The sequence below is a fragment of the Desulfomicrobium apsheronum genome (genome assembly GCF_900114115.1).
GTDB classification, from domain to species: Bacteria; Desulfobacterota; Desulfovibrionia; order Desulfovibrionales; family Desulfomicrobiaceae; genus Desulfomicrobium; species Desulfomicrobium apsheronum.
The window spans coordinates 90,166-116,051 of the sequence record NZ_FORX01000008.1 but is presented as its reverse complement, the minus strand read 5'-3'; the positions used below and the strand labels follow the sequence as shown (position 1 = coordinate 116,051).

General features: G+C 56.9%; 22 protein-coding genes, 1 tRNA gene and 1 pseudogene. 13 read left to right on the top strand and 11 right to left on the bottom strand.

What is annotated here, in order from left to right:
* The first annotated feature begins 264 nt into the window (after positions 1-264).
* From BMZ40_RS09785 to BMZ40_RS09740, 10 genes are all read left to right on the top strand, one after another.
* Positions 265-1,572 carry a hypothetical protein gene (locus BMZ40_RS09785; protein ID WP_092374765.1) on the top strand — a complete coding sequence of 436 codons (1,308 nt, stop codon included), beginning with the start codon at positions 265-267 and terminating at the stop codon, positions 1,570-1,572.
* Positions 1,565-2,308, top strand: a complete 744-nt coding sequence (locus tag BMZ40_RS09780) for a condensin complex protein MksE (protein ID WP_092374762.1) — start codon at positions 1,565-1,567, stop codon at positions 2,306-2,308. Before BMZ40_RS09785 ends, BMZ40_RS09780 begins: the two co-directional genes overlap by 8 nt.
* Positions 2,305-5,925, top strand: a complete 3,621-nt coding sequence (locus BMZ40_RS09775; RefSeq protein WP_092374759.1) for an ATP-binding protein — start codon at positions 2,305-2,307, stop codon at positions 5,923-5,925. Before BMZ40_RS09780 ends, BMZ40_RS09775 begins: the two co-directional genes overlap by 4 nt.
* The gene (locus BMZ40_RS09770) at positions 5,925-6,914 is read left to right on the top strand and encodes a Wadjet anti-phage system protein JetD domain-containing protein (protein WP_092374756.1); all 990 of its coding nucleotides are present in this window, start codon (positions 5,925-5,927) and stop codon (positions 6,912-6,914) included. Before BMZ40_RS09775 ends, BMZ40_RS09770 begins: the two co-directional genes overlap by 1 nt.
* A gap of 101 nt (positions 6,915-7,015) precedes the next feature.
* On the top strand, positions 7,016-9,784 hold the full coding sequence (locus BMZ40_RS09765; RefSeq protein ID WP_092374753.1) for an ABC transporter substrate binding protein: 2,769 nt from the start codon (positions 7,016-7,018) through the stop codon (positions 9,782-9,784).
* Positions 9,781-11,166 carry a sigma-54-dependent transcriptional regulator gene (locus BMZ40_RS09760; protein ID WP_092374750.1) on the top strand — a complete coding sequence of 462 codons (1,386 nt, stop codon included), beginning with the start codon at positions 9,781-9,783 and terminating at the stop codon, positions 11,164-11,166. The genes BMZ40_RS09765 and BMZ40_RS09760 overlap by 4 nt, the downstream gene beginning before the upstream one ends.
* A 319-nt stretch (positions 11,167-11,485) precedes the next feature.
* Entirely contained in the window at positions 11,486-12,553 is a 1,068-nt protein-coding gene (locus tag BMZ40_RS09755; RefSeq protein ID WP_092374747.1) for an MBL fold metallo-hydrolase, read from the top strand.
* A 187-nt stretch (positions 12,554-12,740) separates the two neighbouring features.
* Positions 12,741-13,997, top strand: a complete 1,257-nt coding sequence (locus BMZ40_RS09750; protein ID WP_143075585.1) for a hypothetical protein — start codon at positions 12,741-12,743, stop codon at positions 13,995-13,997.
* Positions 13,998-14,071: 74 nt separating this feature from the next.
* The gene (locus BMZ40_RS09745; RefSeq protein WP_092374741.1) at positions 14,072-14,341 is read left to right on the top strand and encodes a hypothetical protein; all 270 of its coding nucleotides are present in this window, start codon (positions 14,072-14,074) and stop codon (positions 14,339-14,341) included.
* Positions 14,334-15,065: a hypothetical protein gene (locus BMZ40_RS09740; protein WP_143075584.1), complete on the top strand. Its 732-nt coding sequence runs from the start codon at positions 14,334-14,336 to the stop codon at positions 15,063-15,065. The genes BMZ40_RS09745 and BMZ40_RS09740 overlap by 8 nt, the downstream gene beginning before the upstream one ends.
* A 43-nt stretch (positions 15,066-15,108) precedes the next feature.
* On the opposite strand, the gene BMZ40_RS19580 is transcribed toward BMZ40_RS09740, so the two are convergent.
* The 5 genes from BMZ40_RS19580 to BMZ40_RS09720 form a co-directional block, all read right to left on the bottom strand.
* On the bottom strand, positions 15,109-15,264 hold the full coding sequence (locus tag BMZ40_RS19580; protein WP_177193096.1) for a hypothetical protein: 156 nt from the start codon (positions 15,262-15,264) through the stop codon (positions 15,109-15,111).
* A 430-nt stretch (positions 15,265-15,694) separates the two neighbouring features.
* Positions 15,695-16,000, bottom strand: a complete 306-nt coding sequence (locus BMZ40_RS09735) for a hypothetical protein (RefSeq protein WP_092374735.1) — start codon at positions 15,998-16,000, stop codon at positions 15,695-15,697.
* Positions 16,001-16,013: 13 nt separating this feature from the next.
* Complete coding sequence (locus tag BMZ40_RS09730) at positions 16,014-16,877, bottom strand: metallophosphoesterase family protein (RefSeq protein WP_092374732.1); 864 nt, start codon at positions 16,875-16,877, stop codon at positions 16,014-16,016.
* Positions 16,874-17,557: a metallophosphoesterase family protein gene (locus BMZ40_RS09725; RefSeq protein WP_092374729.1), complete on the bottom strand. Its 684-nt coding sequence runs from the start codon at positions 17,555-17,557 to the stop codon at positions 16,874-16,876. Before BMZ40_RS09725 ends, BMZ40_RS09730 begins: the two co-directional genes overlap by 4 nt.
* 144 nt (positions 17,558-17,701) lie before the next feature.
* The gene (locus BMZ40_RS09720) at positions 17,702-18,424 is read right to left on the bottom strand and encodes a metallophosphoesterase family protein (protein ID WP_092374726.1); all 723 of its coding nucleotides are present in this window, start codon (positions 18,422-18,424) and stop codon (positions 17,702-17,704) included.
* Positions 18,425-18,579: 155 nt separating this feature from the next.
* Between BMZ40_RS09720 and BMZ40_RS09715 the strand changes: the two genes are divergently transcribed.
* Positions 18,580-18,807 carry a helix-turn-helix domain-containing protein gene (locus tag BMZ40_RS09715; RefSeq protein WP_092374723.1) on the top strand — a complete coding sequence of 76 codons (228 nt, stop codon included), beginning with the start codon at positions 18,580-18,582 and terminating at the stop codon, positions 18,805-18,807.
* A gap of 229 nt (positions 18,808-19,036) precedes the next feature.
* The gene (locus tag BMZ40_RS09710; protein ID WP_092374720.1) at positions 19,037-19,429 is read left to right on the top strand and encodes a transposase family protein; all 393 of its coding nucleotides are present in this window, start codon (positions 19,037-19,039) and stop codon (positions 19,427-19,429) included.
* On the opposite strand, the gene BMZ40_RS09705 is transcribed toward BMZ40_RS09710, so the two are convergent.
* Positions 19,346-20,457 (bottom strand): IS3 family transposase gene (locus BMZ40_RS09705; RefSeq protein WP_092374718.1). Its coding sequence is split into 2 segments (ribosomal slippage): positions 19,346-20,199 and positions 20,199-20,457, totalling 1,113 coding nucleotides; the frame shifts between segments, so codons are not numbered across the junction. The two genes, BMZ40_RS09710 and BMZ40_RS09705, sit on opposite strands and share 84 nt — an antisense overlap.
* A gap of 67 nt (positions 20,458-20,524) precedes the next feature.
* Between BMZ40_RS09705 and BMZ40_RS09700 the strand changes: the two are divergent.
* Positions 20,525-21,115, top strand: a pseudogene (locus BMZ40_RS09700) (ISL3 family transposase); the annotation flags it as partial.
* Positions 21,116-21,206: 91 nt separating this feature from the next.
* On the opposite strand, the gene BMZ40_RS09695 reads toward BMZ40_RS09700, so the two are convergent.
* From BMZ40_RS09695 to BMZ40_RS09675, 5 genes are all read right to left on the bottom strand, one after another.
* Positions 21,207-22,397, bottom strand: coding sequence for a tyrosine-type recombinase/integrase (locus BMZ40_RS09695; protein WP_092374714.1), 1,191 nt, complete (start codon positions 22,395-22,397; stop codon positions 21,207-21,209).
* 187 nt (positions 22,398-22,584) lie between these two features.
* Positions 22,585-22,660, bottom strand: a tRNA-Ile gene (locus tag BMZ40_RS09690).
* Between the two features lie 28 nt (positions 22,661-22,688).
* Complete coding sequence (locus tag BMZ40_RS09685) at positions 22,689-23,606, bottom strand: NAD(P)/FAD-dependent oxidoreductase (protein ID WP_092374711.1); 918 nt, start codon at positions 23,604-23,606, stop codon at positions 22,689-22,691.
* Positions 23,607-23,670: 64 nt separating this feature from the next.
* On the bottom strand, positions 23,671-25,305 hold the full coding sequence (locus tag BMZ40_RS09680) for a hybrid sensor histidine kinase/response regulator (RefSeq protein WP_092374708.1): 1,635 nt from the start codon (positions 25,303-25,305) through the stop codon (positions 23,671-23,673).
* A 1-nt stretch (position 25,306) separates the two neighbouring features.
* On the bottom strand, positions 25,307-25,789 hold the full coding sequence (locus tag BMZ40_RS09675; RefSeq protein ID WP_092374705.1) for an adenosine-specific kinase: 483 nt from the start codon (positions 25,787-25,789) through the stop codon (positions 25,307-25,309).
* Positions 25,790-25,886 lie beyond the last annotated feature (97 nt).

The following is a 25,886-nucleotide window of genomic DNA, read 5'->3' as shown; positions in this document are numbered from 1 at the left end:
TATATATAAATTTTATTATAAATGTTCGTTATAATTATAGTTATTTTGTAAAATATATGCAAGTTTTTACCGTTGAGACAATGAGCTGATGTTTTGTAAAAAATATATTACTATTTTTTCTTAAAACTATTACATTGGATTAGTTGTTGTAATTTATATTCTTTTGTGCGGTGATAATAAAGAAATCTTAATTTTTGTAATATGGCATCCATCTGTATGAGACGTTCTGGACCATGAGCGGCAATCCGTATATCTCCTGTCGGCATGCAGCAGCAGGACATCATCTTTAAACTGAGTAGCCTAGCCAACCGCTTTCCGCGCGGCCTCGAGCTTTCCAAGCAGGACCTGCTTTTCGTCGGCTGGCTGTATTTTCGAGAGATGGCCACGGAGGCGGCGAGAATTTCCGACCGTGAGCTGCGTCAGCAGCTTTCCCATGCCGCGGTTCAGCTTGGCATGGAGGATGATGTTTCCCAGCCGGCGCAGGTCATTGACCGGCTGGTGCGCTTCAGGATGGTGCGCACGTCGGTCGCGGATTCACGGGCGCAGGAGTACTGCCTGACGCGGCTTGGGCGAAGTCTTGCCCGGGATCTGCTGGAGGATGCGGACTTTGGCAGTGAGGATCTGTGCACCCTCTTGAATCAGGCCCATGCTTCCCTGCGACAGGAGATGGCGCAAGGCGATCCTGCGGAGCTTTCCAAGTGGCTGACCCATTTCTTCCATGGCACCATCCGGGAGAAGATCGAGTACAAGCTTCTGTCCATAGAAGAAGGGCTCCTCGATCAGGAGCAGACAGCCAAGCGCCTTGGCAGCGGGCAGGATCAGCAGGCCTTCGAGGAGGCCCTGGCCGCGGTGCGTAAGGGGCGCGAGTATCTGGACGAGCTGCTTGACGCGGTCCAGGACGGCTCTGCCTACATGCCGCTCATGGCTGCGCTCTCGGAATGTCATGACCGTTTTTCCCAGCCCGAGCTGCGCACCGCCATTGGGCGGGCGCTGGATTTTCTGGAGGGGATGCGTCACCGCATCGAGCGCATGCTCGCAAATCTCATCCGGTTCGTGCGGCAATGCGTTTCCTACCAGTCCTTTGTCGGCTCCCTGTCCCGACGCGACGCCCTGGGGCGGCTGCAGCTCGACCTGCTGCGCCTGGCCCTGCGCGAACCCTTAAGCATGCCCGTGGTTGCTCAGAACCGTCCGTGCGCCATCAGCCTGGAACTCAGCGCTTCTCAGAGCCAAAGTCCTGTCACCCTTGACCCTGCGGCGCTGGCGGCCTTGTCCGCCTTCGTGCCGGAGCCGGTCAGGAACATCCAGGCGCCGTGGCGCGGCGAGTTTCTTGACGAGGCGCGCAGGCAATGGAGTGCCACCCCTTTCTCGCCCAGGCCCCTTGCCGCGTGGATTCGAAGCCTCCTGGCTCCGAACGCGGCCGATCTTGATGCCGAAATCCTGGCCCTGTGGTACCTCCTGAATGACATGCCGGCCTGGACGCCCTCCATCCTGGTCCGTACTGCCGACGCCCAGTGGGAAGCTCTCGGACCCACTCTCATGCAACCCGTCATCCTGGACACACCCCATGTCTGACGCCCCAATTCAAAACAACATGCCCTACGAGGGCGACGGCAATGTTCTGTTCGCCTCCCCGGCCCTGTCCCGGCGCATCATCCACAGCCTGCAGCGCGGCGAGCATATCGATCCCTTCATGGGGCCAGAGTTCCGCTTTCTGGACCGCAACCAGTCGGACTGGGAGGATTTCTTTGCCTTCCTGGGATACAGGCTGTGCCGCAGCGACCTGGGCGGGGAGAGCTTCTTCTACCTCAAACCCGATTCGGGGATGGTCAAGGCCGAACGCCTCAGCCGCGGGGCGACCTTCCTGGGCATCTTTCTGGCCTGGCACTTCGTGACCGAAGGCGTGGACGGCCAGGAGTCTGTGCCCGCCGCCGACCTGGCGGGGCGGATTCTCTCGAACTTCGATTTCAACATGCTGGTCCCGGTCTTCCTGCCCGTGCGCGGGCGAGGCCGACAGCGGGCCGAGACGGAGCAGAACCGCGACAGGATGATCGACGCCATCCGCACTTTTCTGAACGAGCTGGCCCGTTACCGATTCGTAGAGCTCCGTCCATCGGTGCGGGCGGAGTGGCGGGATCTTCTGGTCTACCGCCTGCCGGGCCTGCAGCGTTTTCTGGAAGTGAGCCGCAACGCCCTCCTGCATCAAGGCAGCGAGGCGACCGACCTGCTTGGCGTGGTCAAAACCCTGTGGGCCGGGTTCGAGACCGAACCGGAAATCGATGACAGTGATGACGTGGCGGAGGACGAATGAACCTGCCCTTTTTCAGCCCTGATCCGATTTGGGCCCGGGAGTTGCTGCTGGTCGGTTACCAACTCTTCCCCTGCAGTCTGATCCCCCTGCACGGCCGTTTGACGGTCCTGTCCGGTAATAACGGCGTGGGCAAGACCACGCTCCTGGACGCCATCCAGACCGTGATGCTCTGCCACCAACAGTACATTTCCATGAACGTGGCCTCGGGTCAGAATGACCGCTCCATTATCGGCCAGCTGCGCCAGCGCGTGGCCTGGGCGGCCATCGGCATCACCGGGCACGAAGAGGTCACGGCCATGGGCGTGCGTCTGGCTGTGCGCCCCAGTGGCGAGCAGCTTGACCTCTCGCCTTTTGTGCTGCGGCGCGTCCCGCTTCAGGAACGCCTGTTCTTCGACCTTGAGACCAGCGTTATCACTCCGGATTTTCAGGTCCTGTCGCGCAGGATTCTGCAGGCCGACCCCACCGCCGACTACCTGCCCTTCGAGCGCGTGGATGATTACCACGCATTTCTGCACGAGCAGGGCATCCTGCCCATCCCGCTCATGCGGCCTGGCAAGAAGAAGAGTTTTGCCGGGCTGTGGCGGCAGATCACACAGCCGCGTCTGACGGACCTGCAGGCTTTTCTGCAGGACATGCTCTGCCCGCCGCCCGCCAGGAAGATGAATTTCAGCGATGTGGAAAAGCTGATGCACGACCGTCGTGGCGTGGAGGAACGCCTCAAACGGCTGGTTCGGTTCCGGGAGACGCGGCTCAAACTTGAGGAGCTGCGCGTTGCTCTGGACAGCGCGCGGCGCGAGAGCCTGGCCGCCGATCTTGTGGTTTCCTCGGGGCGTGTCCAAGCCCTGCGGCAGCAGGAGGGCAGGCTCCGGGCGGAACAGGAAAAGGCCCAGCAGGAGCTTACCGCGCAGCAGACCGCCTTGACCAGTCTGGAGAAAAAGGAATCCGAGGTTTCCACCCAACGCGATCTGCTGCAGAAAAAGCAATCGTCGCTGGATGCTCAATTGCGTCGGCACAAGGAATACGTGGCCGCCGGCAAGGAACTGGCCGCGGCGGACAAGCGTCTTCAGGCCATTCTTTCCGAGCAGACAAGCATTACCGAGAAATACCGCGTAGTGTCGGAGGAGATCACTTCCGGGAATACCAAGCGGACAGAACTTTTGGTTGAACGGGAGAAGATGGCCGGACAGGAGACACAGCTGGCCAAGGATGCGAAGGCGTGGCGGAGCTTCGAGGCCGACCTGACCAAGGCTGCGGAGATTTTGGGCCGCAAGATCGGCTCGGCCGTCGATGTCATCGAGGCCTGGAACGAGTGGGAAGGGCCTTTTCAGGAACTGCGTCTTCTGCCCACGTGGAAGGAGCAGCTGACAGAGCTGCGCCGCCGCACGAAGCGCCATGAAGAGGCCTTGCTGCTTTGGACTGGTCTGGTGGGAGCGAACGCCGTAACCGATCCTCCCAAACGCGAGGACGTTGAGACCAGGCTGCGCGCCATCAAGGATGAGATCATCCGCCTGAGCCTCAAGGAAGTGAAGCTTGTGGCCGAGCGCGGCCGCATTCAGCAGTTACGCGATACCCTGGCTCAGGGCCGTCCGCCCCTGCCACCCGAGGCGCAGCGCATGGTCGATCTGGGCTTGGCCGATCCCGTGGCCATGGATTTTGATCAGCTTGACGTCCAGGAGGCCGCGGCGTGGCAGACGCGCCTTGGTCCCTTCGCTCTGGCCATCCGCCCCAGAGAGGGCGCCAAGCTTCTGGACAGGCTGGAAGGGTCGGACAGGGTCTTCGTGGTCACCTCCGATGCCGGGGAAGAGGACTGGGCGAGTCGTACTGCCGCTGTCGGCGGGCGGGGCGCTCTGGCCTGGTACGAGCCGCAGGGCCCGGTCTGGCTGTCCAGCCGCGCGCGGGCGGAGCAGCTCATCGCCCTGGCCCGGGAACTGGATGAATGCGATGCCGCCATGGCACGCCTCAAGACCGACATGGCTTCTCAGCGGGCCCTGGAAGAGCGCCTGGCCGCGGTGCTCGGTGCCTGGGACGCCCTGTGCGACCGGGAGAGCGTGGTGCTTGAGGAGGCACTGGCCAAGCGGGTCCGCGTAGTGTCCGAAGGCCAGGCCCGGACCAAGGCCTGCCATGACTGCGTCGAGAAGCTCAAGAACCGCATCCAGGTCTTTGAACTGGCGGAAAGCCCGGCGCAGCTCGATGCTGTGCGCGCCAGGATCGCGGGACTTGAGCGGGACGTGAAAGCCCTGGAAGAGGGCTTGGCGCGGCTGCGGACCAGTCAGGAAGAATTTCAGAAACGGCAGTCCGAACTTGAGCGGGAGCGGCGGGAGTCCGAGAATTCAAGAACCAAAGCCCAAGCCCAGCGCGAAAGCCTGGAAAAAGACGAGCCTCTCGATGTCCTGGAGGGCCGCGTCGATTTTACCCAGGCCGAACTCATGGCGCGGCGGGTGGCGGAGCTGACCAAGGAGCTGGCTTCCATCAAGGGGAAAATTCGCGCCGGAGCTGAACAGTTGGGAAAGCTGCGGGCCGATGTGCAGAACCGGTCTACTACCCTGAACGACATGTCCGGCAAGCTTCGCCATGCGGTCCTGGAAATGGAGCAGGCCACAGCCCAGTGGGGCCGGTATTATCCAGCCGAAGATCCTGCCGCCCTCCACGGAGACTGGACCGAGGCCAGGCGGGACAAGGCCCGGCACGCCTGGGCCGAAGCCAGGGTGGCCCTGTCTGGACAACTGGAGTTGGTCTGCCGGGAATACGGCCAGGAGCTGGCCATGCCCCGGGACAGGGAACCCGATCAGCTGGTGGGCGATGTGCTGACCATGCTGTTGCCTCCCGATGTGGAGCTTGATCGCGAGGAAGATAAGCTCAAGGCCCTGCGCGACGAACTGGCGAAGATCGAAGGCAAGCTGCGCGGGTACGTGGAAGCGATCCGCAACAATGTGGACGCCGATATCCGCGCCCTGACCCGCAAGCTGCAAAGGATTAACGACATCCTCTCCAACTTGGGATTTGGCAAGGTGCGCAAGGTGTACTTGGAGAAAGTGCATGAGCCCGCCTACGAAGGCCTCAAGCATTTGCGGAGCACCGGCCAGCTATCACTGTTTTCATCCGGAACGGCGGTGGGCTTGCGTGAATTCCTGGATCAGATCCGGGAGATCATCGCCCGCCACGCCAAGGGCGCGCAGCTCGAAGACGACCAGATCACGGATTACCGCACCTATGTCCGTCTGCGTTGGGCCATCGAGGACGACGAAGGCCGCGAGCGCCGCAGCGGTTTTTCCAGCGGTGAGGGCCTGGGCATCAACCTGGCCATCTGCCTGAGCCTGCTTTTCTACGAAGGCTCGGACTCCGGCCAGCATCGCGGCAGCGGCATCCTGCTCATGGCCCTGGACGAGGCTGAGCGTCTTGACGAGCGGGCCATGAACACCGTGCGTGACCTGCTGGACAGGGTGGAGTGTCAGATGGTGCTGGCCTTGCCCAGAATGCTCAATATCTCTGACTCGCTGACCCATATCCTCACAGCGCTGCCACAGGGCGTGACCCATGTGGGCGTTTATGTCCCGCAGGCGGCGGAAACGGTTGCCGCAGTAGACGATGATGCCGGACCTGCCGGGGAGATTGCGTGATGGACCTCACTGCCCGGTGCCTGGCTTGGCGCGGTCTGCTGGAGCGGGGCAGGGCGGGCTGGAACGCCGAGTTCGCCATGCTCGAGCGGGCGGGGATCGTGCGGCGCGAGAAGAACACCGCCGTGCTGGTCGATGAGCAAGAATTGCGGCGCCTGCTGGCTACGCCCGAGTTCGCGGACGTCATCGCCAAGCTGGACTCAGCCGAAACCTTGGCGGCGGCCATGGGACTGAGAGTTCGGATCGCCGATCGGGCGCCAGACTGCCTGCGCCTGCTCATGGCCCTGGAAAAGACCGATCAGTCCGTGGGCATGGTCTGGCGGCAGCAACTCAGCGCCGAACTCTTCGGGGATTCCAAGCACATCGGCTCCGTCTCCATCCTGTCCCGAATCTACGAGGACTGGCTCGCCCTTAAGCCCAGCCGGGGAGAGTTGCGGCTCAAGGCCTTTTCTCCGCTCCCGCACACAGCAGGAGGCCCGGATCTTTCCGAAGTCACGAAATACCATGGTCAGGCCGTCCTGATGTCCTCTCATGCTCGCCCCGAGCAGTATGACCTCTCGCGTCTTCATTTCATAATGACCTGCGAAAACCTCTCTCCCTTTCTGGAACTCTCCCTTCCTGTCGGAATTCTCATCTACACGGGGGGGTACGCCTCCAGAGGGGTGGCCGCCTGGCTCAAATCGGCTCCGGCCTCATGCTGCTGGGTTCACTTCGGGGACTTCGATCCTGATGGGTTGGCTATATTTGACAGGCTGTCCGCCGTATCGGGGCGTGACGGGGAGTTCTTTCCTAATCAGGAAACATTGGAACTCCTGAAGTCCGATCTGCCTGCATGGCAGGGTGCCAGATCAATCAGGGTGGACTCGTTGCGCGGTGACCGGTTGAAGGGCCTGGCAAGGTGGGGTGCGAGTCATGAATTGCAGGCTGAGCAGGAGCAGGTGCTTTATCAGCTCAGGAAGCGCGGGGTAAATTTGGACGAACTGCTTTTCTGAAACGACACTGCGCAGCTGCGTGTATATTAAAGAATCCTGGCCCTCAGAGCCAAGATTCTTTAATCAATTTCGATTCAATCCGATTTGGGAATAATTAGTAAATGTTTCATCGACGCAACATATTTGTTTCTACTAAATACAAATTTATTTTTGCATTTTTTTGCATATTATTTTTTATTATTTTGTCTAAAAATGTTAAGTCTTCTGAAAATCCATATACGGTTCTCGTTATACATTCTTATCATAAAGGATTTCGTTGGACTGACACGATTGAAGAGAGCATTCGTATGAAATTGATGAATGAGCTCCAAGGTGTGAGGATCATAACGGAATACATGGATTCAAAACGCCATGTAAAATCTGAACATACCGAAAACCTGCTTCGGCTTTACGCATCAAAATACAGCCTAGACCATCCTGACGTGGTGATTGCAACAGATGACAACGCCTTCAATTTTCTTCGCATTTATGGAAAGCAGGTTTTCGGCCATGTCCCCGTGGTTTTTTGTGGGGTCAACTTCTTTCAGGACGACATGCTTGAGGGCCTGGATAATTTTGCGGGGGTGGTGGAGACCATCGACGTGCGCCGGACTCTTGCTGCGGCCGTGGCACTGCATCCCAGCATACGGCAGATCGCAGTGGTGGTGGATCGTACACCCACAGGACGTTCCACGGCCCAGGCCCTGAAGGAGATCACTTCCGCCTTTTCAAACAAAATTGACTTTATCATGCTTGACGGCCTCCCCATGACATCACTGCTGGACAAGGTGAGAGCACTGCCGCAACAGAGTGTTGTGCTGCTCTTGAACTTCAACCGTGATGCGGATGGGCGTGTTTTTAGCCATTTGGAGACCATCAAACTCCTGCGCGAGGCAACCGCGCTTCCCATTTACGGCGTTTGGGACTTCTTCATGGGCGAAGGCATCGTGGGTGGTATGATCACCAGCGGCAAAGGGCAGGGGATGGCTGCCGCATCCATGGCGGTGCGCATCATCAACGGCCAGGCTCCCAAAGACGTGGGAGTGAACAAACAAAGCCCGAATCGTTGGATGTTCGATTACGCCCAACTCAAGCGTCTTGGTCTCAGCGAGGAAAAACTTCCTCTGGGCAGTCAGATCCTGAACAGGCCACCCTCGTTTTACGAAGTGAACAAAAAGATCATTTGGAGTCTAGTTGCCGCAGTGCTCTTTCTGACAGGCGTCAGTTCTATAATGGCTTTGAACATCATCCAGCGACGCAGGGTCCAGGCCGAGCTTCGTGACACGGCGGAAAAACTGGCCAACTTGCTGGAATCGCTTCCCATCGCGCCTTTTACCACCATCCCGGAGCCTCTGGGGCGTTTCACCTATGTCAGTCACAACGTCATCAGCATTACCGGTTTTCAGCCAGAAGATTTCCTTGATGACAAAGATTTCTGGAGCAAACGCATCCATCCGGATGACAGTGGAGTGGTGCTGGACCGACTGGGCAAGGAACTCAATCTGAAGACGGAGAAAAAAAACGGTCTGGATGACGAACGGCTCACGTATCGTTTTCAGACGGCACGCGGCGATTACCGCTGGTTCAGCGACGTCCGGAGGGTCGTGAGCTACCCCGACAGCCAGGTGCGGCGTGTTGCAGGGTTTTGGCAGGACATCACGGCCGAAGTGGAACTTCGTCAGGAAACGGAGCGCAGCTTGCAGCAGGTCATTCAAGCCGACAAGTTGGCCTCCCTAGGCGAACTGGTGGCGGGTGTGGCGCATGAAATCCGCAATCCCAACGTCTTCATCAGCACCAATGTCCCCTTGCTGCGCGAGACATGGGAGATTCTGGAGCCGCTTTTGGACAGGGCCCAGACCGCCGGCTGGGAGTTGGACACGGGCGGCATGAGCGTGGCCGAACTGTCCCAGGATATGAACGATATGCTCGATGACATTATGGTCGGCAGCGAACGTATCGACCGCGTCGTGCGTGAGTTGCGAGATTTCGCCAGTTCCAACGAACGGAGCCAGCCCCAGGCCGTTCAACTAAACGATGTCGTGAAAAAAACCTTGCCCCTTGTGGGGGCCCAGGTCCGCAAGACATTCAAGCGTTTTGTCCTGGAACTGGATCCGAATCTTCCCTTGATAGAAGGGTACCCTACAAAGCTGGAACAGGTCGTAGCCAACCTGGTGGTCAACGCAACCCACGCTGTGCGTCCGGAGAACCAAAGCAACCTGCTCATATCCACACGACGTATGGAAAGCCCGCAAGGGGTGATTTTGCAGGTGCACGACGATGGTCATGGAATACCCCCGGAATTGCGGGAAAAGATTTTCGAACCGTTCTTCACCACTAGGAGGGAGAAGGGCGGCACGGGACTGGGCCTGAGCGTTAGCTACCGACTGGTGAACGACCACAACGGCGTCATCTTTCCGGTTTCCAGGCCGGGAGTAGGGACCTGTTTCGCCATGGTGCTGCCCTTGCATCTTGACCGCTGTTTACGCATTCGACCGGCTGTGTTGTGGATGGATCGAGACGAGGCAAGGCTTGAACGTCTGGTGCTTCTGGGTCAGGATCCGCCCGCGTCGGAATGCATAGGGGCGCGATCATCGGAAGAGTTGTCGCGGGCGCTTGCGGAAAATCCCAACATCGTAGCTGTTTGTCTTGAACTTGAATCGGCTGGGACTGAAGTCGGGGAGTTGCTGAAGTCGATTGCTGACGTCAACCCGCTGCTGATACGAGCGGTTTACACGGATAATCCGGACGAATGCGCGGCCCACGACAAGGCCGGTTCGCTGGCGGACCTTGTGGTCTCCGGGCCTTTGAACCTGGATCTGCTGCGACGAATTCTGCGCTTCAATATCACGAACCAGTTGCAGGTAACGCCAGTCGCGAGAGGTGAAAAATGAAATTGATGGTGGTCGATGACGAGCCTGTGGTGCTCAGCACCATGCAGCGTCTGCTGCGCAGGCGCGGATACAAGAATTGCGTGCTTTGCTCCAGCGGGAGGGAAGCGCTCGAGCGTCTGGAGACCGAGTCCGTCAACGTGGTGCTACTGGACCTGCTCATGTCGGAGGTGGATGGTCTGACCGTGCTGGAACAGGCCAAACCCCGCCACCCGAGAACTGAATTCATCGTGATCACGGCAGTGGAGGACGTGGAGCAGGCCGTGAAGGCCTTGAGATTGGGGGCATACGACTACCTGATCAAACCTGTGGACCAGCAGCGTCTGCTGCTGACCATCGAACGCGCCTACGAACGTTTGAGCATGCGGGCCGGGTTGGAAGGCGTGGCTGTCAGCGATGTTCCCGAGGCTTTTGCCGGCGTCTTTACGGTGAATTCGCGCATGAAGGAACAACTGGCCTATGCGACGGCCCTGGCTCGCGGCGGCCGTCCTGTTCTGATCACAGGCGAAAGCGGCACCGGCAAGGAGCTTGTGGCCAGGGGCATCCACGCTGCCGGCCCCAGGGCCGATGGGCCGTTTGTAGCCGTGAACGTCTCGGCCGTGCCGGACAATCTTTTCGAAAGCCAATTTTTCGGGCACCAGAAGGGTGCATTCACAGGCGCCAGCGCCGATCATGAAGGATTTTTCCAGCAGGCCCATGGGGGCACGCTTTTCCTGGATGAGGTGGGCGAGTTGCCCATGCATCTGCAGCCCAAACTTTTGCGTGTGCTGGAGGAGCGAACCGTTCCTCCCATCGGAGGACGCAAGGAGCTTGCGGTGGATGTCTGCGTCATCTCGGCCACAAACTGTGACCTCGACAAGGCCTGCGCAGAAGGGCGTTTTCGGCTGGACTTGCTCTACCGCCTCCGCGGAGGGCATATCATTCTCCCTCCCCTGCGGGCGCGGGACGCTGACATAGCCCTTCTGGCGCGTCATTTCCTGGAAAAGGCCTGCGAGGACTTGGACCGTCCCTCTCTTGAACTGAGTCCGGGCGCTCTGGCCTGGCTCGAAGCATGCGACTTTCCCGGCAACGTGAGAGAGTTGTCGAACCTCATGCACAACGCGGCGCTGCGAAATCCGGAAGCCGATGGCAACGTGGTGAAGGTGGAGTCGTTGTTGTCTGGAAGTCACAGCACGTCGGAAGGCACTTCCGCGGACCCGGCCGCCAGAAGACTCTGCAGCTTGAGGGAAAACGAAGCCAGGCACGTGGCATATGTCCTGCGCGCCATGCAGGGCGATCGCCACGAGGCGGCGCGCATCCTAGGGATCAGCCTGCGCCAGGTGCAGCGCAAGATCGCAGCGTTGCAGGAGGATGCCCGGCTCGGCACTTTTTTCGGCGACATATGAGTCACCCGTCGCGACAAATCTGTCGCGTCCCTTTCTTTGTTCTTTAGATCAGATAGTTGCACTTTTTATTTACTGAACGGCCGCCTTTTTCCAGCCCACGCCGCGACATCGATGTCGCCGAGCGTGGGCTTTCTTTATGGTATGATTTGGCGTGTAACAATCTGCTTTTATTAGTAAAATATTGCTTTCTCAACGGTTGGTACGCCCCATGCTCAATTGGATTTAATCGTGGCAATGGTCCGCTGTCCGCAAATGTGTCGGTTGGCAGATAGTGCAGAGGGACGGCTAACAGTTTCGCAAGACGAAGGAGATTGGAAAGATGCAGAGAAGAAATTTTTTGAAGAACCTGGGAATTGGCTTGGCTGGTGCCGGTGCCGCGACCATGGGCGGGCCTGTGGTGCGTGTGGCCAAGGCAGAGAAAAAGCATAACATCGGCGAATGCAAATCCGTGAAGGTTCACTGTATTTCCGAAACCAGTTGGTTTGATAGTCCGCAGATGCTCAAGGACATCAAGGACGCCGGTGGCGCCATGGTCAGCATGTACGACATTCCTTGGACCCAAGACAACATCGGCGGCTACTTGGCGCTCATCGAAGTCGAGCAACTGGATGGAAGCAAGCACTTCATCCAGATGGACACCGGCTGGCATCAGGGTTGGACCGACTATGTCATGGAAAAATCCGGCTTGGCCAAGATGCTGGAAGAAAAGAAAATCGACATGCTGGTTGTCAGCCACGAGCACGAGGATCACTACTGGGGATTGAAGTCCACGCTCAAGCGTTATCAGGACATCCCCATGGTCATTCCCAACACCTTTTACCCCGAAGGCAAGGCACTCCTGCAGGGTAAATACCGGAATGACCTGTCAAAGGTGGATAACGACATCCCGCACACCGGTGAACTAATGGAGCTAGGACCGGACGATCTCTACAACCCCTATCCCGGCGTGGCCATCAAGATGTTCGACATCCCGATTTTGCTCAAGTGCCGTGGCGAGCAGAACCTGTTCTTCAACGTCAAGGACAAGGGCGTCGTTGCCGTGTCGGGCTGCTGCCACCAGGGTGTGCTGACCATGATGCATTGGGCCCGTCGCAACATCGACGGGTTCAAGCCTTTTGGCCTCTACGGCGGTTTGCACATAGCTGCCTTCGAGAATTGGGATCCCAAGTTCGATGACATCATTCGCGGCCTGCAGAAAATGGGATTGGAAAAAATCGGCTGTAACCATTGTACCGGCTGGATTTGGGCCTCCAAGGCGCGCGAAGCGGGGCTGCCCATTGTTCTGGGAAGCGACAAGTTCCGCGAATACAAGAAGTTGCCCACCACGGGTCAGGGCGCTCCCGAGAATGTTTACCTGCGTAACGGCGATGTGATCACTTTCGGGTAAAAATTTTACGCAAGATCGAGCCGTGGCGGGACGCGAAATGACCATCACGGCTTGGTTTGAAATTTATGCTCCTTGCATTCAAGCATATTTTTATGGAAGAACTTCAGATGTATTATCTAAGTTAGTATTTATTAAAAAAATGCATGAATAATTGTGGATTATGCAAGGACAAAAAGGAGCTGAAATAATGAGCAAATCGGCGCATATGACACTTTCAGTGTCACCAGATGCAACAGATACGTCACCAAATACAATGGAGACAAACCTCTTCTTTAGTGGTGCCCTGAACCTAGCCTTGATTCTTTTGGTAGCCCAGGCATGCTGGTACCTTGTTTTTTCTCCCGAAGGGCCCGTGAGGCTTTACACGCCAAATGTGGGCGTTTCCTTCGTCATTACCATTTTGATGGTTATACACTGGGGCGTTGATGTCTTCGACTATTGGCCTTTCAACCGTCGCTGGCTGAATGAAAGCCCTTCTGTCATACGCGGCACGGTACTCCTTACCACCTATATATTGGTGGGTTTTTTCGTGATGTTTGTCTTCTACTATCAGATGCTCGGCATGTATGGTCCAGTTTTCTTCAGCGGACCCGGCCTGCTTTCCGGCGGAGGATTGGGGCAGTATCCGCAGACCGCTACTGAAAACGCCTGCTTCGCCCAAGTGATGATGAACACTTGCATCATTTTTTTCACCATGCTCTGGCTTACGACCTTGGGTTTCCGGCCTTGGGCGTCGTTGGGACGTTTCGCGCGGGGACTGGGCGTCTTTTTTGCCGGTCTGGTGCTGGCAATTCTGGCTTTTAGCGTGCTTTTCTTCCCGCATATCGCCTATCAGTTCTATCCGGCGCAGATTTTCATGGGCGCCAAGCCCTGGTGGATCGATCAAGCCATGACCATGAGTAGCCAGTTCCACTTCGGATGGATCGTGCCGGCGCTGGTCTTGCTGTACTGGACGCACTTGCTTTGGGAAGGCCGTCCGTGGTCCTGCATATCCAATCCCGGGAATCGAACCGCCGTGATGACAGTGTCGGTGCTGGCTTTGGGATATATGATCATGATCGGAGGAAACATGATCATGGACTGGTGGTGGGACTTGGAGGCTTTCGAGGGTGGAGCCACATTGGAAAACCCGGCTTGGCGCTGGAATCATATCGCCGAGATGGCCATGTTCTGCCATGCTGCCGCCTTTATCCTGGCCAACTATTTCCATAACTGGCCCAACGTGGACAATGTGGCCCTTCGTGCGGTGCTTCGTAGTGCAATCGCGATTGTCGGCGGCTTGGCTCTCTCGTACGTTTATTACGAACTGGGACCATTGCTGCTTGGCACGGTTCCCGGCATCGCTCAGGAAGGCGACACCACCTTGGCCTGGACAGTCATGTTTCTCATTCTGATGTTTGCACACCAGAAGTTTTTCCGGGGTTGGCCTTTCCAGAAGCGCTAGCCGGTATGTGAATCTGACGGCGGTCGGCCCTGCAATATTCAGGGCCGACCGCCGTTGCAAACAAGGAGTACGGCATGAGTTCCGACAAGATGATCTCCCGGCGCAATATTTTCAGGCACGCTCTGCACGGAACTTTTGCTGCCTTGAGCGAGGCGAGGGACGTTTTTCGGCAGGCCGCCGAGACACGGACTTTTTTCGTATCTGACGACAAGGGCTCGACCTTGTCGCGACATTATCCCCGGGAACTGTTCGAAGATGAAGCCGGACGGTTGGGTATCGATATCGACAAAGTTGGAATCGACGAGGCAGTACGCATGATTTTCGAGAGCAATGGCCATGAATAGAACAATTGGAAAAAACATTGACCAAGGTCTGGCAGCCTTGTCGGTTCTTGATGGAGCCTTGCGGATGGTCATGCCCAACCCCTCGGCTCGGCAGGTCCTGGAATTGGAAGGGATCAGCGAGAAACTGTGCGAGCCTCTGGGCTGGTACCTGTGGCTGGCCAACGCGCAGGGGGTTCACTCGTTGGAATTGCTCGAAGCGGACGCTGAAGGCAGGAGCTGTTTTCTGATACGTTTTTTTCCATCCCTTGCGGGCCATGTCCTCAATTGTCTTTCCGAGGAAGAAAAACAGTTGCGCCAGTCTGAATTATTCGATGCAACAGGCACGCCTGTCCAAAGCGATGGACGAGAGCTTGATCCCGAACTGTTTGCCGTCGGTACATTCACCTTGGCACGGCATGGAAACGGGGAGGGCAGTCTGGAGGTTGTTTTGACAACCATGCCTGGCTGGACACGGACGGTTTCCTGGACGCTCTACGACACCCTGGTCAGCGCCCTGTGTCACCATCTAAAATTTTCCGCTCTGCGGGGCGAAAGCGTGTTGGCCTGGGATAATCAGTCTTGGCGCGTGCATTGCGAGTTGGCACCGAGCAATGAAGTATCTCGGAAGGCAGGTGGCGCAACCAGTATCTTGCAGGAAGAATGGCAGGACCCATGGTTGAACCCCGTATGGTGGCAGCCGGAATGCTTAGGTATTAGTCTGCATGATGTCGAGTATCCTGAATAATTCCAAAATACGTAATTTTGAGAATTTGTGTCACACCCATATGTCACGATGAGCGGTAAATGGCTTCCCGATTCCGAACCAACTCGGAGATTCCCACCACCTTGAGGGCGTCGCCAGCCATATCGGTTCGCTCGACCTGCCGAACCAACCATTCCGCATCACGCACGACAATACGCGCCCCAGGTGCATAGACGGACATCCAGCTCCCTCCTTAGTGGATTTCAGGCAATCAAATACAGTTTTCTCCGAACATGAATATCAAGGAACCTTCATGTTTCGAGTGGTTGAAAATTCAGCAACCTACCAGAAAAAAATCGATCATGATCCTATACAGGTGGGACGACCTCGTATTTTTAAACACAAACGGTGCTACTTTTTTTGTCAACCGGAGTTAAGCCCCATGCCTTAGAAAGTGTCAAGAATAATAGGATGTAAGACAATAATCAGGTTGGTAGGTTGAGTGTGTTTTTTTTGCGGGGTGTCTTACGGAATTCTGTGGATCTGCGGTAGATAACTCCGTCAAAAGTTGATGATTCAAGAATACGGAGAGCTATCCATGAGATTTGGACATGTTGGCTCTGAACTTGGTGACAATGGACCGGAAGGGACCCTGTGGATAGCTGGCAATTTTAGAAATTGGTGCCCTTGTCTTTTGAAGAGATTATGTGGAATTGCTGCGAGCGTGCGCTGAAATTCATTGCGTCCAGCTCCGCAACCGCATCCTTGGTGGCGTGGTAGCCCTTCGCCATCAGATACTTACGCAGAATCAGGCGCTCCTCTGGAGTCACATTGAGCTCAAGGTGAAGGCGGATACGGTCGTCTTCGATGTCGCAAGGATATTTTCGCAGTATCCGCCTGAGCGTAGCCACCTCTTCGGGGTCAATTGGTTTTTTTGGAGGCCTCACCTTGGAGAAGTCATAGACCATTGTGCGCATGGGTGTCCTCCTGTTATCTACGCTTGGGTTTCTTCATGAACGTTTCAAGAAGCAGGGCGCCTTTTTCCTGCATGGTTTTCAGGTCGGGGGCCGTAAGATCTTTGCACCCTTCCAGGCCGACGAACTCGCCTTGGAACATCTTTTTTTTCGGGTCGTATCCCATCGCAAGCACGTTGCCGCCAGGAAAGGCCGAAAGCCAAAAGAGCCCATCACTTGGCTGCAGCCATTCAATCATCATGCCCGACATCCCCACCCCGGCAACCCGGACGCCTCCATCAATCATGGCGTCATAACGCTCGTGGTGATGGCCGTGAACGTGAATCCTGGCTTTGAGGGCGCGGGTCGCATCACCCAGAATCCGATAGCCGAGTCGATGGGACTCCGGGGCTTCGTGACTCACGAGGACGTCGACGCGGGTCTTGCCGGCAAGGCGGGCCATCAGCGCAAGGTCTTCCGGGAAAATGGTCGTGTGATCCTGCGGGGCGAGCTTCTTGCCCTTGCGGATCAGTGCCAGGCTTTGGCGAGTGTCCTGGGGGCGGACGTGGGGCAGGTCACTCAACGTCGTCTGTCGGTCAACGCCCATGATATTGGACCGAAAGGTGCCGCCGAGTCCGGCGATGCGCAGGCCATCGATCTCAACCACGCGGCAGTGCAGGTTTCTGTCGGCCATGGCCGCGTGGTGCGTCAGGTATTCGGGATCATCGCTGTCATGGTTGCCGAATATCCACCATGTCTTTGCCGCGATCTCCGGGCCGAGGATGGACGCCAGATCGTAGAGGGGTTCCTGATCCCCGAGAAGGATGACTGCCGTGGCCTCGGTTGCGGCCGTAAGCATGGGTTCAAAGTCACCGTGGCAGTCCCCAACGAAAAGGATCATCGCCGCTCTCCAAGGCCGTGGTCCAGCCAGAAAAATCCTTCGGATGTCCTTGCCAATCCGAGGCCTTCGACGCGAATTCCACCCGTGATAGTTCCGCTGTAGCGCTCGTGGTGGTGGCCGTGGATGATCATCTTGACGCCCATGGCGCGGGCTAGGTCGCCGATGAGCTGGTAGCCGAGCGCATGGCTTTCCGGCGCCTCGTGCGTGACCAGCACGTCCACGTGTCCCGCCAGCTCCAGCAAGGATTTCAGATCGTCAGGAAAGATTGAGGTGAAGTCTGCGGGGTACGCTCGTCCGCCTCGCCGCAGTTTGATCCATGCTTCCCGGTAGTCTTGTGGGCAGTCCAGATCCACCTCGTCCAGGCGCGTGGTCTGGTCAATTTCGAACTTTTTTGCGCGGAACACACCGCCCAGGCCCGCGATCCGCACGCCATCGATCTCGATCATCCGGCAGTGCAGGTTCCGGTCGGCCATGGATTTGTGATTTTCGAAGAAGTCCAAATAGTCACTGTCGTGGTTTCCGTAGATCCACCACGATTTTCTGGCCAAGCCAGGCCCCAACTCATCGGCCAGGGACACCTGCGGCTCCTGGTCGCCCAAGAGCACGACAGCCAAGGCATCGTCGGCCTCCTCGATGATAGGCACGAAATCCCCTTGGCAGTCGCCTGCGAACAGAATCATACTCCCCCGCAGTTTTTCAGATTTGGTCCCCAGGCCTCCCGCTAGGAATCCTGCACCCATTTCAACTTTCACACCACCACCTCCAAAGCCCACTTTTCACCGTCGTCTCGTAGTCTGGAAGTGCCACATTTTGGCACTTCCAGACTACGAGCTCAGCTCCACCCACCACGTGCCCCCCAGGCCTTCTCCGCTCAGGCACTGCCAAGCGCAACCCTGATCAACTCCATTTGCGTGTAAGTGGAAGTGCCCAAAAAACCACTGCCTCGGCTGAAACTCCTCCAGAACCGTGTCTAGAAGGGCCACCGTGGGGTCCATAAGCCTGGCCGGGTTGATTTCTTTCGCCGGGAGCTTTCGCAAGAATCGTGTAGGTCCAGTGTGTGAAATCACGATATCAACGCGTCCGCCATGGGCAGCAACTTGCGCCCGGGCATGATCAAGGTCCTCGACAGTGGGCACCTCTTTCGCCCACCAGTCGTCGCCTTCGGTTCGACCGTCCCTGTCGGTGGACATGGCTCCCCCGAAGAAGAGGACGTTCCTGCCGTCTGGTAAGGTCAAGACTGAACCCCTTGGCATGTAGAAACAGCCGGGAACCGGGATCTCAATCGGCCCGTCCGGGGCAGCCTTTACGCGTTCCTGCAGATCGTCGTGATTTTCGTGATTCCCGTCGCACCAGTATATTTTTGTGCTTTGCGGCTTGATGGAATACTGATCGAATCGGCGATTTCTGGTGATTTTCTCTGTTCCGTGTCGATGTGGCCACCAGCCGAAATCTCCGCATTGCAGAACAATGTCCGGCTTCTGTTTGTTCAGAAACTGGTTCAATGACCCAAAATCTGCGTGAATGTCGCCCATGATGATAATTTTCATAACAATCGGTAAGTAATAGATTTTTTCTCAAGACACGGCTTTAATGTCGGTGCCGGGAGAAGGTATAGGTTGATGAATGCGGTAATATATTACGTTGGGCTTGTCAATACATTTCCGGTAGTCTCGCTCAAAACAATCAGGACGGTGGTGGGGTCATGTCAATTTACGATATTCGTTCGGAAACAACAGGGATTACGAGTAATGTGAAGCGAATCATGGAAGAGAAAAAAATATCCATAGTAGCGCTTTCAAATGAAACAAAGTTGTCCACAAAAATTATTGAGCGAGCCAGAACAAGCCAAATTAAATTATGTAAGCTTGAAACTCTTGCAATAATTGCCAAGGGATTGAATGTAAAAATAGTTGAATTGTTCGATGAATAATTCACAACTATAATAGTTTAGATTTATATTTTAATATAAACATTAGTGTAAAATTCAAATCAAAAATTTGTGTATAGTAAATAGTATTTAATAATAGTTTTTTATATAAACTGTGAAGGATTTTTGAACAAAAAAATGTTCATCCGGCTGGAGCGTACTTTTGACAAAATGAAGGGACATGGGGTTCATCAAGTTTTTACGCCAATAAAAACCAAGAGGATGAACCGCCATGTCCACGAGCTTCTTGTACCATGCGTTCGGGCTGCCTGGCTATGACTACGTCCGGCAGGAATTCGTAGGAGGGAACATCCTCCTGCATGTGCGCCCCAAGGGCACGCTGGTCCGCTGTCCATGCTGCCGAAGCCGTAATGTCGTCCACCGGGGCGTATCAGAACGATGGTTGCGCACGGTGCCAGTTGGCTTAAAACCTGTCTGGCTGGTCGTCGAGGTGCCACGGATTGGGTGTGCGTCATGTGGACTTGTCCGCCGAATCGAGTTGCGTATTGCCGAGCTGACCTGCCGGGAAACTTCGGACCACTCAATTCTTGAGGGTTTCCCCACGGTTCAAGTTTTTTCCATACTGCCGACAGAAGTGTTCGGGTGTCATGTTGTTCAAGCTTGAGTGCGGGCGAACGGAGTTGTAGTGCCGCCTCCATTCCTCGATCACAACCCTTGCCTCAGCCCGACACCGGAACCATTCCATCGACAGGCACTCGTCTCGAAATTTGCCGTTAAAACTCTCGTTCAAACCGTTCTGCCATGGCTTGCCTGGCTCAATCAGCGCCAACTCCAGAGATTCCCGGGCTGCCCATTTGAGCAACGCCTTCGACACAAACTCCGGACCGTTGTCAGAGCGAAGACTCAGAGGGGCTCCGCGTTCGCTGATCAGGCGCGACAACACCTCGATAACCCGACACGACCTGATGCTGCCGGCAACGTCTATAGCCAGACTCTCCCGCGTATATTCATCCACCACGGTCAGGCATTTGATCTGCTGACCATTTGCACAGGCGTCGTAGACAAAGTCGTACGCCCACAGTTCGTTTGCACCCATCGGCAGTTGTGGTCGCGGACGGGACGCCGCAATCCGCTTCCGAGGCCGTTTTCTGGGCACCTGCAATCCAGCCTTGGACCACAAGCGGTACGCCTTGTCGACGCCCATGAAATGCCCCTGGCGCTCCATGAACACGTTGATCCGGCGATATCCGAAGCGCGGATACGTCGCAGCCAGATCCGTCATCGCCGCTATCAGCGGCTTGTCTCGGGCCTCCAGGCGCGACTCATAGCGGAGTGACGATCGGGAGGTGGATAACAGCGCACACGCCCTGCGTTGTGAAAGTCCGCGGCTCCTGGCGTATCCCACCTGGAGGCGTCGGACGGGTGCGCCTACCATTTTTTTGCGGCGATTTCCTTCATGACCTCAATTTCAAGGTCCCGTTCCGCAAGGATCTTCTTCAGCCGCGTGTTCTCTTGTTCCAACAGGCGTAGCCGCTTTACGTCATCGGCGGACATGCCTGCGAACCGCTGGCGCCACGTGTAGATCGTCTGCTCGCTGATTCCATGCTTCTTGGCCACTTGGGCCACCGGACTACGGTCAGCTTCGCGCAGTATGCCCACCATTTGCTCTTCGGAAAATCGTCCCTTTTTCATCAGTTCCCTCGTGGTTGAGGGAGAAACCTATCTCAAGTTTCGACTGGTCTGAAAAGAGCCAAGCAGGTCAGATATGAGTGCAGCCTATATCGGGTCCGTGCTTGAACATCTGCCCGGCGTTGCCGTGGTCCTCGACCATTTCCATGTGGTGAAGCTGATGAACGACAGGCTCACGGAGGTGCGTCGCAAGCTTCACCGCGAGTTGCAGGACAAGATGGGTAAGAGCGTGCTCAAAGGCAGCCGCTGGATTTTGCTGAAGAATCCGGAAAACCTTAACCCGGAGCGGCAGGAGCACGAGCGGTTGCAAGAGGCGCTGGAGGCCAATGAGCCGTTGGCGAAAGCCTATTACCTCAAAGAGGAGCTGCGGCAGATCTGGAACCAGCCGAACAAGGCCGCTGCGGCCGTGTATATTGAGCAGTGGATAAACAGCGCCCTGGCTTCAGAAGTTGGCCCATTGGTGAAGATGGGCAAGACCATGGCCACGTACCGAACTGGCATCCTGGCTTGGTACGACCATCCCATATCCTCTGGGCCCATGGAAGGAACCAACAACAAGATCAAGACGCTCAAAAGGCAGGCGTACGGCTACCGGGATCAGGAGTTCTTTAAACTCAGAATTCTGGGGATTCACGAAGCCAAGTACGCTTTAACCGGATGAACCCAAAAAAAGCCCCAGGCAAGCCCGGGGCAGGGGAGAGACTATCGCGTCTATCCACGTTGTCAAATATTAGCAGTCATCGCAGGAGATGTCACTCGTTGACCGTGAAAGGCAACACCTTGCGGCCCTGACCTGCCTTCAATTCGTCCAGATAATCTGCCCAAAGTTGCATCATCTTCCTTCTTTCATCGAGAAACTTGGTTCGATTATAGGCACGTCCAAGGGTGTCGGGCACTGCATGCGCAAGTTGGTGCTCAATGATGACTGGATCGATGCGCAGGCGTTCATGCAGAAGCGTTCGGGCTATGGCGCGAAACCCATGGGCCGTGATCTCGCTTTTCGTGTCGTAACCGAGGCGTCGAAGGGCGGCATTGATAGCCGCCTCACTCATGGCCTTCGACTTGTCTTTGCCACCATTGGGGAAAACGTACTGGCCGACCTTGGGCAACTCTCCCAGCAATTCAGTTGCCTGGAGGGCTAGGGGGACGATGTGCGGATTCCGTGTCTTCATTTTTTCTGCCGGAATGCACCATTCCCGGCCGGACAAGTCCAGTTCCGACCATTCCATCTTTCGAAGTTCCCCAGGACGTACAAAAAGCATGGGGGCAAGCCGCAGAGCGACGCGCACATGGGGTGTTCCGGTAAAAGCCTCGATTGCACGCAGCAGTGCTCCGACTTCAGCCGGGTCGGTGAGGGCGGGGTAGTGTTGAACCCGAGCGGGAGGAATCGCTCCAACCAGATCCCCTGCCGGATTGCGAGTTGCGCGACCGGTCGCGATTGCATAACGGAATACCTGTCCGATTATTCCGCGTGTTCTGTGCGCGAGATCTACCGCGCCCCTGGCTTCGATGCGCCGCAAGAGCGCAAGGATCTCGGGGGGCTCAAGGCTGTCCATTGTGCGACTGCCGATGAAGGGAAACACGTTTTTCTCCAATCCGAGCATAATCTTGACAGCGTGTGACTCCGCCCAGCCTGGGGCTTTTTTGGAATACCACTCCCGGGCGATCTTTTCGAGGCTTTCGTCTTTTCGTTGTGCCTTGGGCGGCAGTTCTCCACGGCCCAGAGCGATCTTGAACTCGTCTTTCTTGAGTCTGGCTTCATTAAGGGTGACAATGGGGTATTTGCCAAAACTCGCCAATTTTTCTTTTCCGTTCTCTCGATACTTCATTCTCCACAGCTTTGATCCGGAAGGTGGGACGAAGAGGAAGAGACCGTCCGCGTCGTAAAGTTTGTACGCCTTGTCGGATGGCTTTGCCGCTCGAATCTGTGCGTCTGTAAGCATTGGATACCCCCATTTTTGACTCAAGATACCCCACATGGGGCGGGATACCCCAAATTGATACCCCAAAAATGAGTTTACACACTTAGCAGCAAAATGGAAGATGCTGAAGGATAATGAATATAACGACCCGGAATGGTTTGCGATTGGCGCAAAAAAGCCCGCATTGAGCGGGCTTTTTTTGTGTGAATGGTGGGCCAACCAGGGGTCGAACCTGGGACCATCCGGTTATGAGCCGGGGGCTCTACCAACTGAGCTATTGGCCCTCTCGTGAGGAGCAACGGTTGTTAAGTCCTACTTCGCTTCTTTGTCAAGAAGTGTGCGGCGTCTCTCCTTGACGTGGCTGATGGCCGCGCGTCCGGCCAAGGCTCCTTCGCCCACGGCCACGCTGATCTGCAGGAAGCGGCCCACACAGTCTCCGGCCGCGAAGACGCCAGGCACGTTGGTGCGCTGATCCCGGTCCGTTTCGATGAACTGGCCGTTGCGCATGAGGCCCAGGCTGTAGGCGAAGTCGCTGGAGGAGGCCTGTCCCATGGCCACGAAGAGGCCCTGGGCGTCGATCTGCTCGCCGGATTCAAGGTGAACCTTTTCAAGCCCGTTATCCCCGGCCAGCTTGGCGATCTTGCCTGTCAGGACGGGGATTTTGCTTTCTTCCAAGCGGTAGAGGAATTCCTCGCTGATGGACAGCTCCTTGCCCTGTGAGCAGACCTTCACATTCGGGGTGTATTGCAGGAGTTCCAGGGCCTGGTTGGCGGCGAAATTTCCCTCCCCGACAACCATGACCGGCTTGCCGCGCATGAAGAAGCCGTCGCAGCTCACGCAGTAGGACACGCCCTTGCCTTCATAGTCGGCCAGGTTCGAGATGCCGGGCCTGATGCGGGACACGCCGGTGGCCAGGATGATGGACGCGGCCTCGATTTTCTTGTCCTCGGTCTTGGCCACGAAAGCGCCCGCGTCGTCTTGATGGATGCCGAGCACGCGGTCGCAACGGATGTCGGCCCCGAATTTTGCGGCCTGAGCCTTGCCCCGTTCGATCAATTCCTTCCCGGTTATGGTTTCGGTGAACCCGAAGTAGTTGTCTATTTCATAATCGCCGGCCACCTTGGGGGCGCAACCCAGAATCAGGGTGTTCATGCCTGCCCGTGCCGTGTAGATGGCGGACGAGAGACCGGCGGGACCTTGGCCTATGATGAGGATGTCGACGCTTTCCATGATGATTCTCCTTTGCTTGTGGCAGGTCAGATAAGGACGGATGGAGCGTGAGGCAATGCGTTTTTCAAATTTTGCAGTGGCACTCGGCCAGGCAGTGGTGCATGGCCTGACCAAGTGCGACCATGTTCACCGGCTTGAGAAGTACACGGCATACGGCATGGTGCGAACAGGCGATGCTCCCCAGTGGCGAAGCTGTGACCAGCATGATGCGGATGGCCGGGTTGAGTTGCCGCACGGTCGCACAGAGGTCGTCGAGGCTGTTTGGGGGGCCGTCATCGGTCAGGATGAGGTCAAAACCCAGCGGCTCCTCCTGCACGATGCCGCACCCCTGCGCCAGACTTTCGGCCTGCCGGACCTGATAGCCGAGTCTGGTCAGGCAGGAGCTGATGGAGGCGCGTACCTCGGGGTGTGATTCGATGACCAGGATGCGCTCCGCATTGCCCCGGATGTCCGGGATGGTCAGGCATTCGGCGCAGTCAGGGATCCGGTCCCGGTGGGCGGGCAGACAGATCCGCGCGGTGGTGCCGCCTGACTGGTTCCGCGAGAAGAGCAGTTTGCCGCGCAGCGTCTTCACGATCTTCTGGGTGACAAAGAGTCCAAGCCCGGTCCCTTCGTCCCTGGGTTTGGTGGTGAAGAAAGGCTCGCACAGTTTGGACAGATCCTCATCCGGTACGCCGGGTCCGTTGTCGCTCACGCTGATGACCACGAGCATGCTCTCGGGATCGGTGATCATGATGTCCGTTTGCTGCTCGTCGTAGGCGACGGCCGAAATTTCAATGCACGGCTTTTCGGTGCTTGCGAGGGCGTGGATGGCGTTGTTGGTCAGATTCATGAGAATCTGCTGCATATGGACAGGATCGCCGAAAAGCGTGCCCAGATGATGGTCCACCCGGGTCTTGACCTCGATGCGCGAATTCGTGGTGCCCCGGATGATATCCAGGGTTTCGAGCATGGTGTCGCGCACGGAAAAGTGGGTGAATTCCTCGTGCATCTTGCCGGTGAAATGCAGCACGCTGCGGATGAGCGAGGTGCCGCGCTGGCAGACGCGCAGGATGCGCTCCAGGTCTTCCGGGTCCGGAGTTTCGCATGCCCCTACGGAGCCGCGGATGAGTTCCGTGGAGAAAACGATGGAGGAGAGGATGTTGTTGAAGTCGTGGGCCATGCCCCCGGCCAGGGTGCCGATGATGCCCAGCTTCTGCTGTTTCAGGAATTGTTGCTCAAGCTCGCGGTTGGCCTTTTGCAGCTCCAGGGTGCGTTGCTGGACCTGGCGTTCGAGGTTGAGCCTGTAATCTTCGTTTTCGCGGATCAGGGCTGCCCGTTCCAGGGCCTTGTCCACGGCATGCAGGAGGACCGTGGGCGAGACGATGGGCTTGACCAGGTAGTCCCAGGCTCCAAGGCGCAGTGCCTCCACCGCTTCGTCCAGGCCGCCCTCGCCGGAAACAACCAGCACCGGGGTGCGGGGAGTTGCGCCGGACAGTCTGGCCAAAAGCTCCAGGCCGCTCATGACCGGCATCTTCAGATCGACGATGAGCAGGTCGGGTCCGTGGGCCTGAAACATGTCCAGGCCTTCCTGGCCGTTGCCGGCCTCCAGGATCCTGAAACCTCGGGAGCGCAGGCTCGCTCCGGTGATGGCGCGAATGAACGGATCGTCGTCCACCACCAGAACGGTTTTGGCGCGTTTGGGCTGGGCCGCCGTCATGTCAGAACTTGTAGCCGATCATGCGCAGGAATTTCGTGCGCTTCTCCTTGTCTGCCTCGGTCTCGACGCCTTTCGATGCAAATCCGTCGACCACTCCGAGGATGCCCCGGCCCTGATCCGTCTGGGCCACGATGACCTGGACCGGGTTGGCCGTGGCGCAAAAGAGGCGCACCACTTCGGGCACGTTCTGAATGGTGTTGACCACGTTGACCGGAAACATGTCGCGCATGAACAGGATGAAGCTGTGTCCGGCGGAGAGCGCCTTGGCGTTTTCCGTGGCCAGTTCGATCAGTTCGGGGTCCGTGCCCGTGGTCCGGATCAGGCAGACATCCGAGGCTTCGCAGAAGGCTAGCCCAAACTTTGCCCCGGGCACGGTGTTGACCATGGCTTCATGCACGTCTTCCACGGTCTTGATGAAGTGGGACATCCCCAGGATCAGATTGAGGGCGTGCGGATTCTTGATGGGTACGAGCGAGAGCTCCATCTTTATCTCCTGACAGGCCGCTCAAAAACGGCAATCTGCTGCGTCAGCGAAAAAAATCCAGACCGCGCATCAGCTTAATACACTGCGCGCCCTGGAT

What these genes read in the sequence shown, in the direction of transcription:
- BMZ40_RS09785 (WP_092374765.1), top strand. Translation starts at nt 265, where the DNA reads ATGCAGCAGCAGGACATCATCTTTAAACTGAGTAGCCTAGCCAACCGC.
- BMZ40_RS09780 (WP_092374762.1), top strand. Translation starts at nt 1,565, where the DNA reads ATGTCTGACGCCCCAATTCAAAACAACATGCCCTACGAGGGCGACGGC.
- BMZ40_RS09775 (WP_092374759.1), top strand. Translation starts at nt 2,305, where the DNA reads ATGAACCTGCCCTTTTTCAGCCCTGATCCGATTTGGGCCCGGGAGTTG.
- BMZ40_RS09770 (WP_092374756.1), top strand. Translation starts at nt 5,925, where the DNA reads ATGGACCTCACTGCCCGGTGCCTGGCTTGGCGCGGTCTGCTGGAGCGG.
- BMZ40_RS09765 (WP_092374753.1), top strand. Translation starts at nt 7,016, where the DNA reads ATGTTTCATCGACGCAACATATTTGTTTCTACTAAATACAAATTTATT.
- BMZ40_RS09760 (WP_092374750.1), top strand. Translation starts at nt 9,781, where the DNA reads ATGAAATTGATGGTGGTCGATGACGAGCCTGTGGTGCTCAGCACCATG.
- BMZ40_RS09755 (WP_092374747.1), top strand. Translation starts at nt 11,486, where the DNA reads ATGCAGAGAAGAAATTTTTTGAAGAACCTGGGAATTGGCTTGGCTGGT.
- BMZ40_RS09750 (WP_143075585.1), top strand. Translation starts at nt 12,741, where the DNA reads ATGAGCAAATCGGCGCATATGACACTTTCAGTGTCACCAGATGCAACA.
- BMZ40_RS09745 (WP_092374741.1), top strand. Translation starts at nt 14,072, where the DNA reads ATGAGTTCCGACAAGATGATCTCCCGGCGCAATATTTTCAGGCACGCT.
- BMZ40_RS09740 (WP_143075584.1), top strand. Translation starts at nt 14,334, where the DNA reads ATGAATAGAACAATTGGAAAAAACATTGACCAAGGTCTGGCAGCCTTG.
- BMZ40_RS19580 (WP_177193096.1), bottom strand. Translation starts at nt 15,264, where the DNA reads ATGTCCGTCTATGCACCTGGGGCGCGTATTGTCGTGCGTGATGCGGAA.
- BMZ40_RS09735 (WP_092374735.1), bottom strand. Translation starts at nt 16,000, where the DNA reads ATGCGCACAATGGTCTATGACTTCTCCAAGGTGAGGCCTCCAAAAAAA.
- BMZ40_RS09730 (WP_092374732.1), bottom strand. Translation starts at nt 16,877, where the DNA reads ATGATCCTTTTCGTTGGGGACTGCCACGGTGACTTTGAACCCATGCTT.
- BMZ40_RS09725 (WP_092374729.1), bottom strand. Translation starts at nt 17,557, where the DNA reads ATGATTCTGTTCGCAGGCGACTGCCAAGGGGATTTCGTGCCTATCATC.
- BMZ40_RS09720 (WP_092374726.1), bottom strand. Translation starts at nt 18,424, where the DNA reads ATGAAAATTATCATCATGGGCGACATTCACGCAGATTTTGGGTCATTG.
- BMZ40_RS09715 (WP_092374723.1), top strand. Translation starts at nt 18,580, where the DNA reads ATGTCAATTTACGATATTCGTTCGGAAACAACAGGGATTACGAGTAAT.
- BMZ40_RS09710 (WP_092374720.1), top strand. Translation starts at nt 19,037, where the DNA reads ATGTCCACGAGCTTCTTGTACCATGCGTTCGGGCTGCCTGGCTATGAC.
- BMZ40_RS09695 (WP_092374714.1), bottom strand. Translation starts at nt 22,397, where the DNA reads ATGCTTACAGACGCACAGATTCGAGCGGCAAAGCCATCCGACAAGGCG.
- BMZ40_RS09685 (WP_092374711.1), bottom strand. Translation starts at nt 23,606, where the DNA reads ATGGAAAGCGTCGACATCCTCATCATAGGCCAAGGTCCCGCCGGTCTC.
- BMZ40_RS09680 (WP_092374708.1), bottom strand. Translation starts at nt 25,305, where the DNA reads ATGACGGCGGCCCAGCCCAAACGCGCCAAAACCGTTCTGGTGGTGGAC.
- BMZ40_RS09675 (WP_092374705.1), bottom strand. Translation starts at nt 25,789, where the DNA reads ATGGAGCTCTCGCTCGTACCCATCAAGAATCCGCACGCCCTCAATCTG.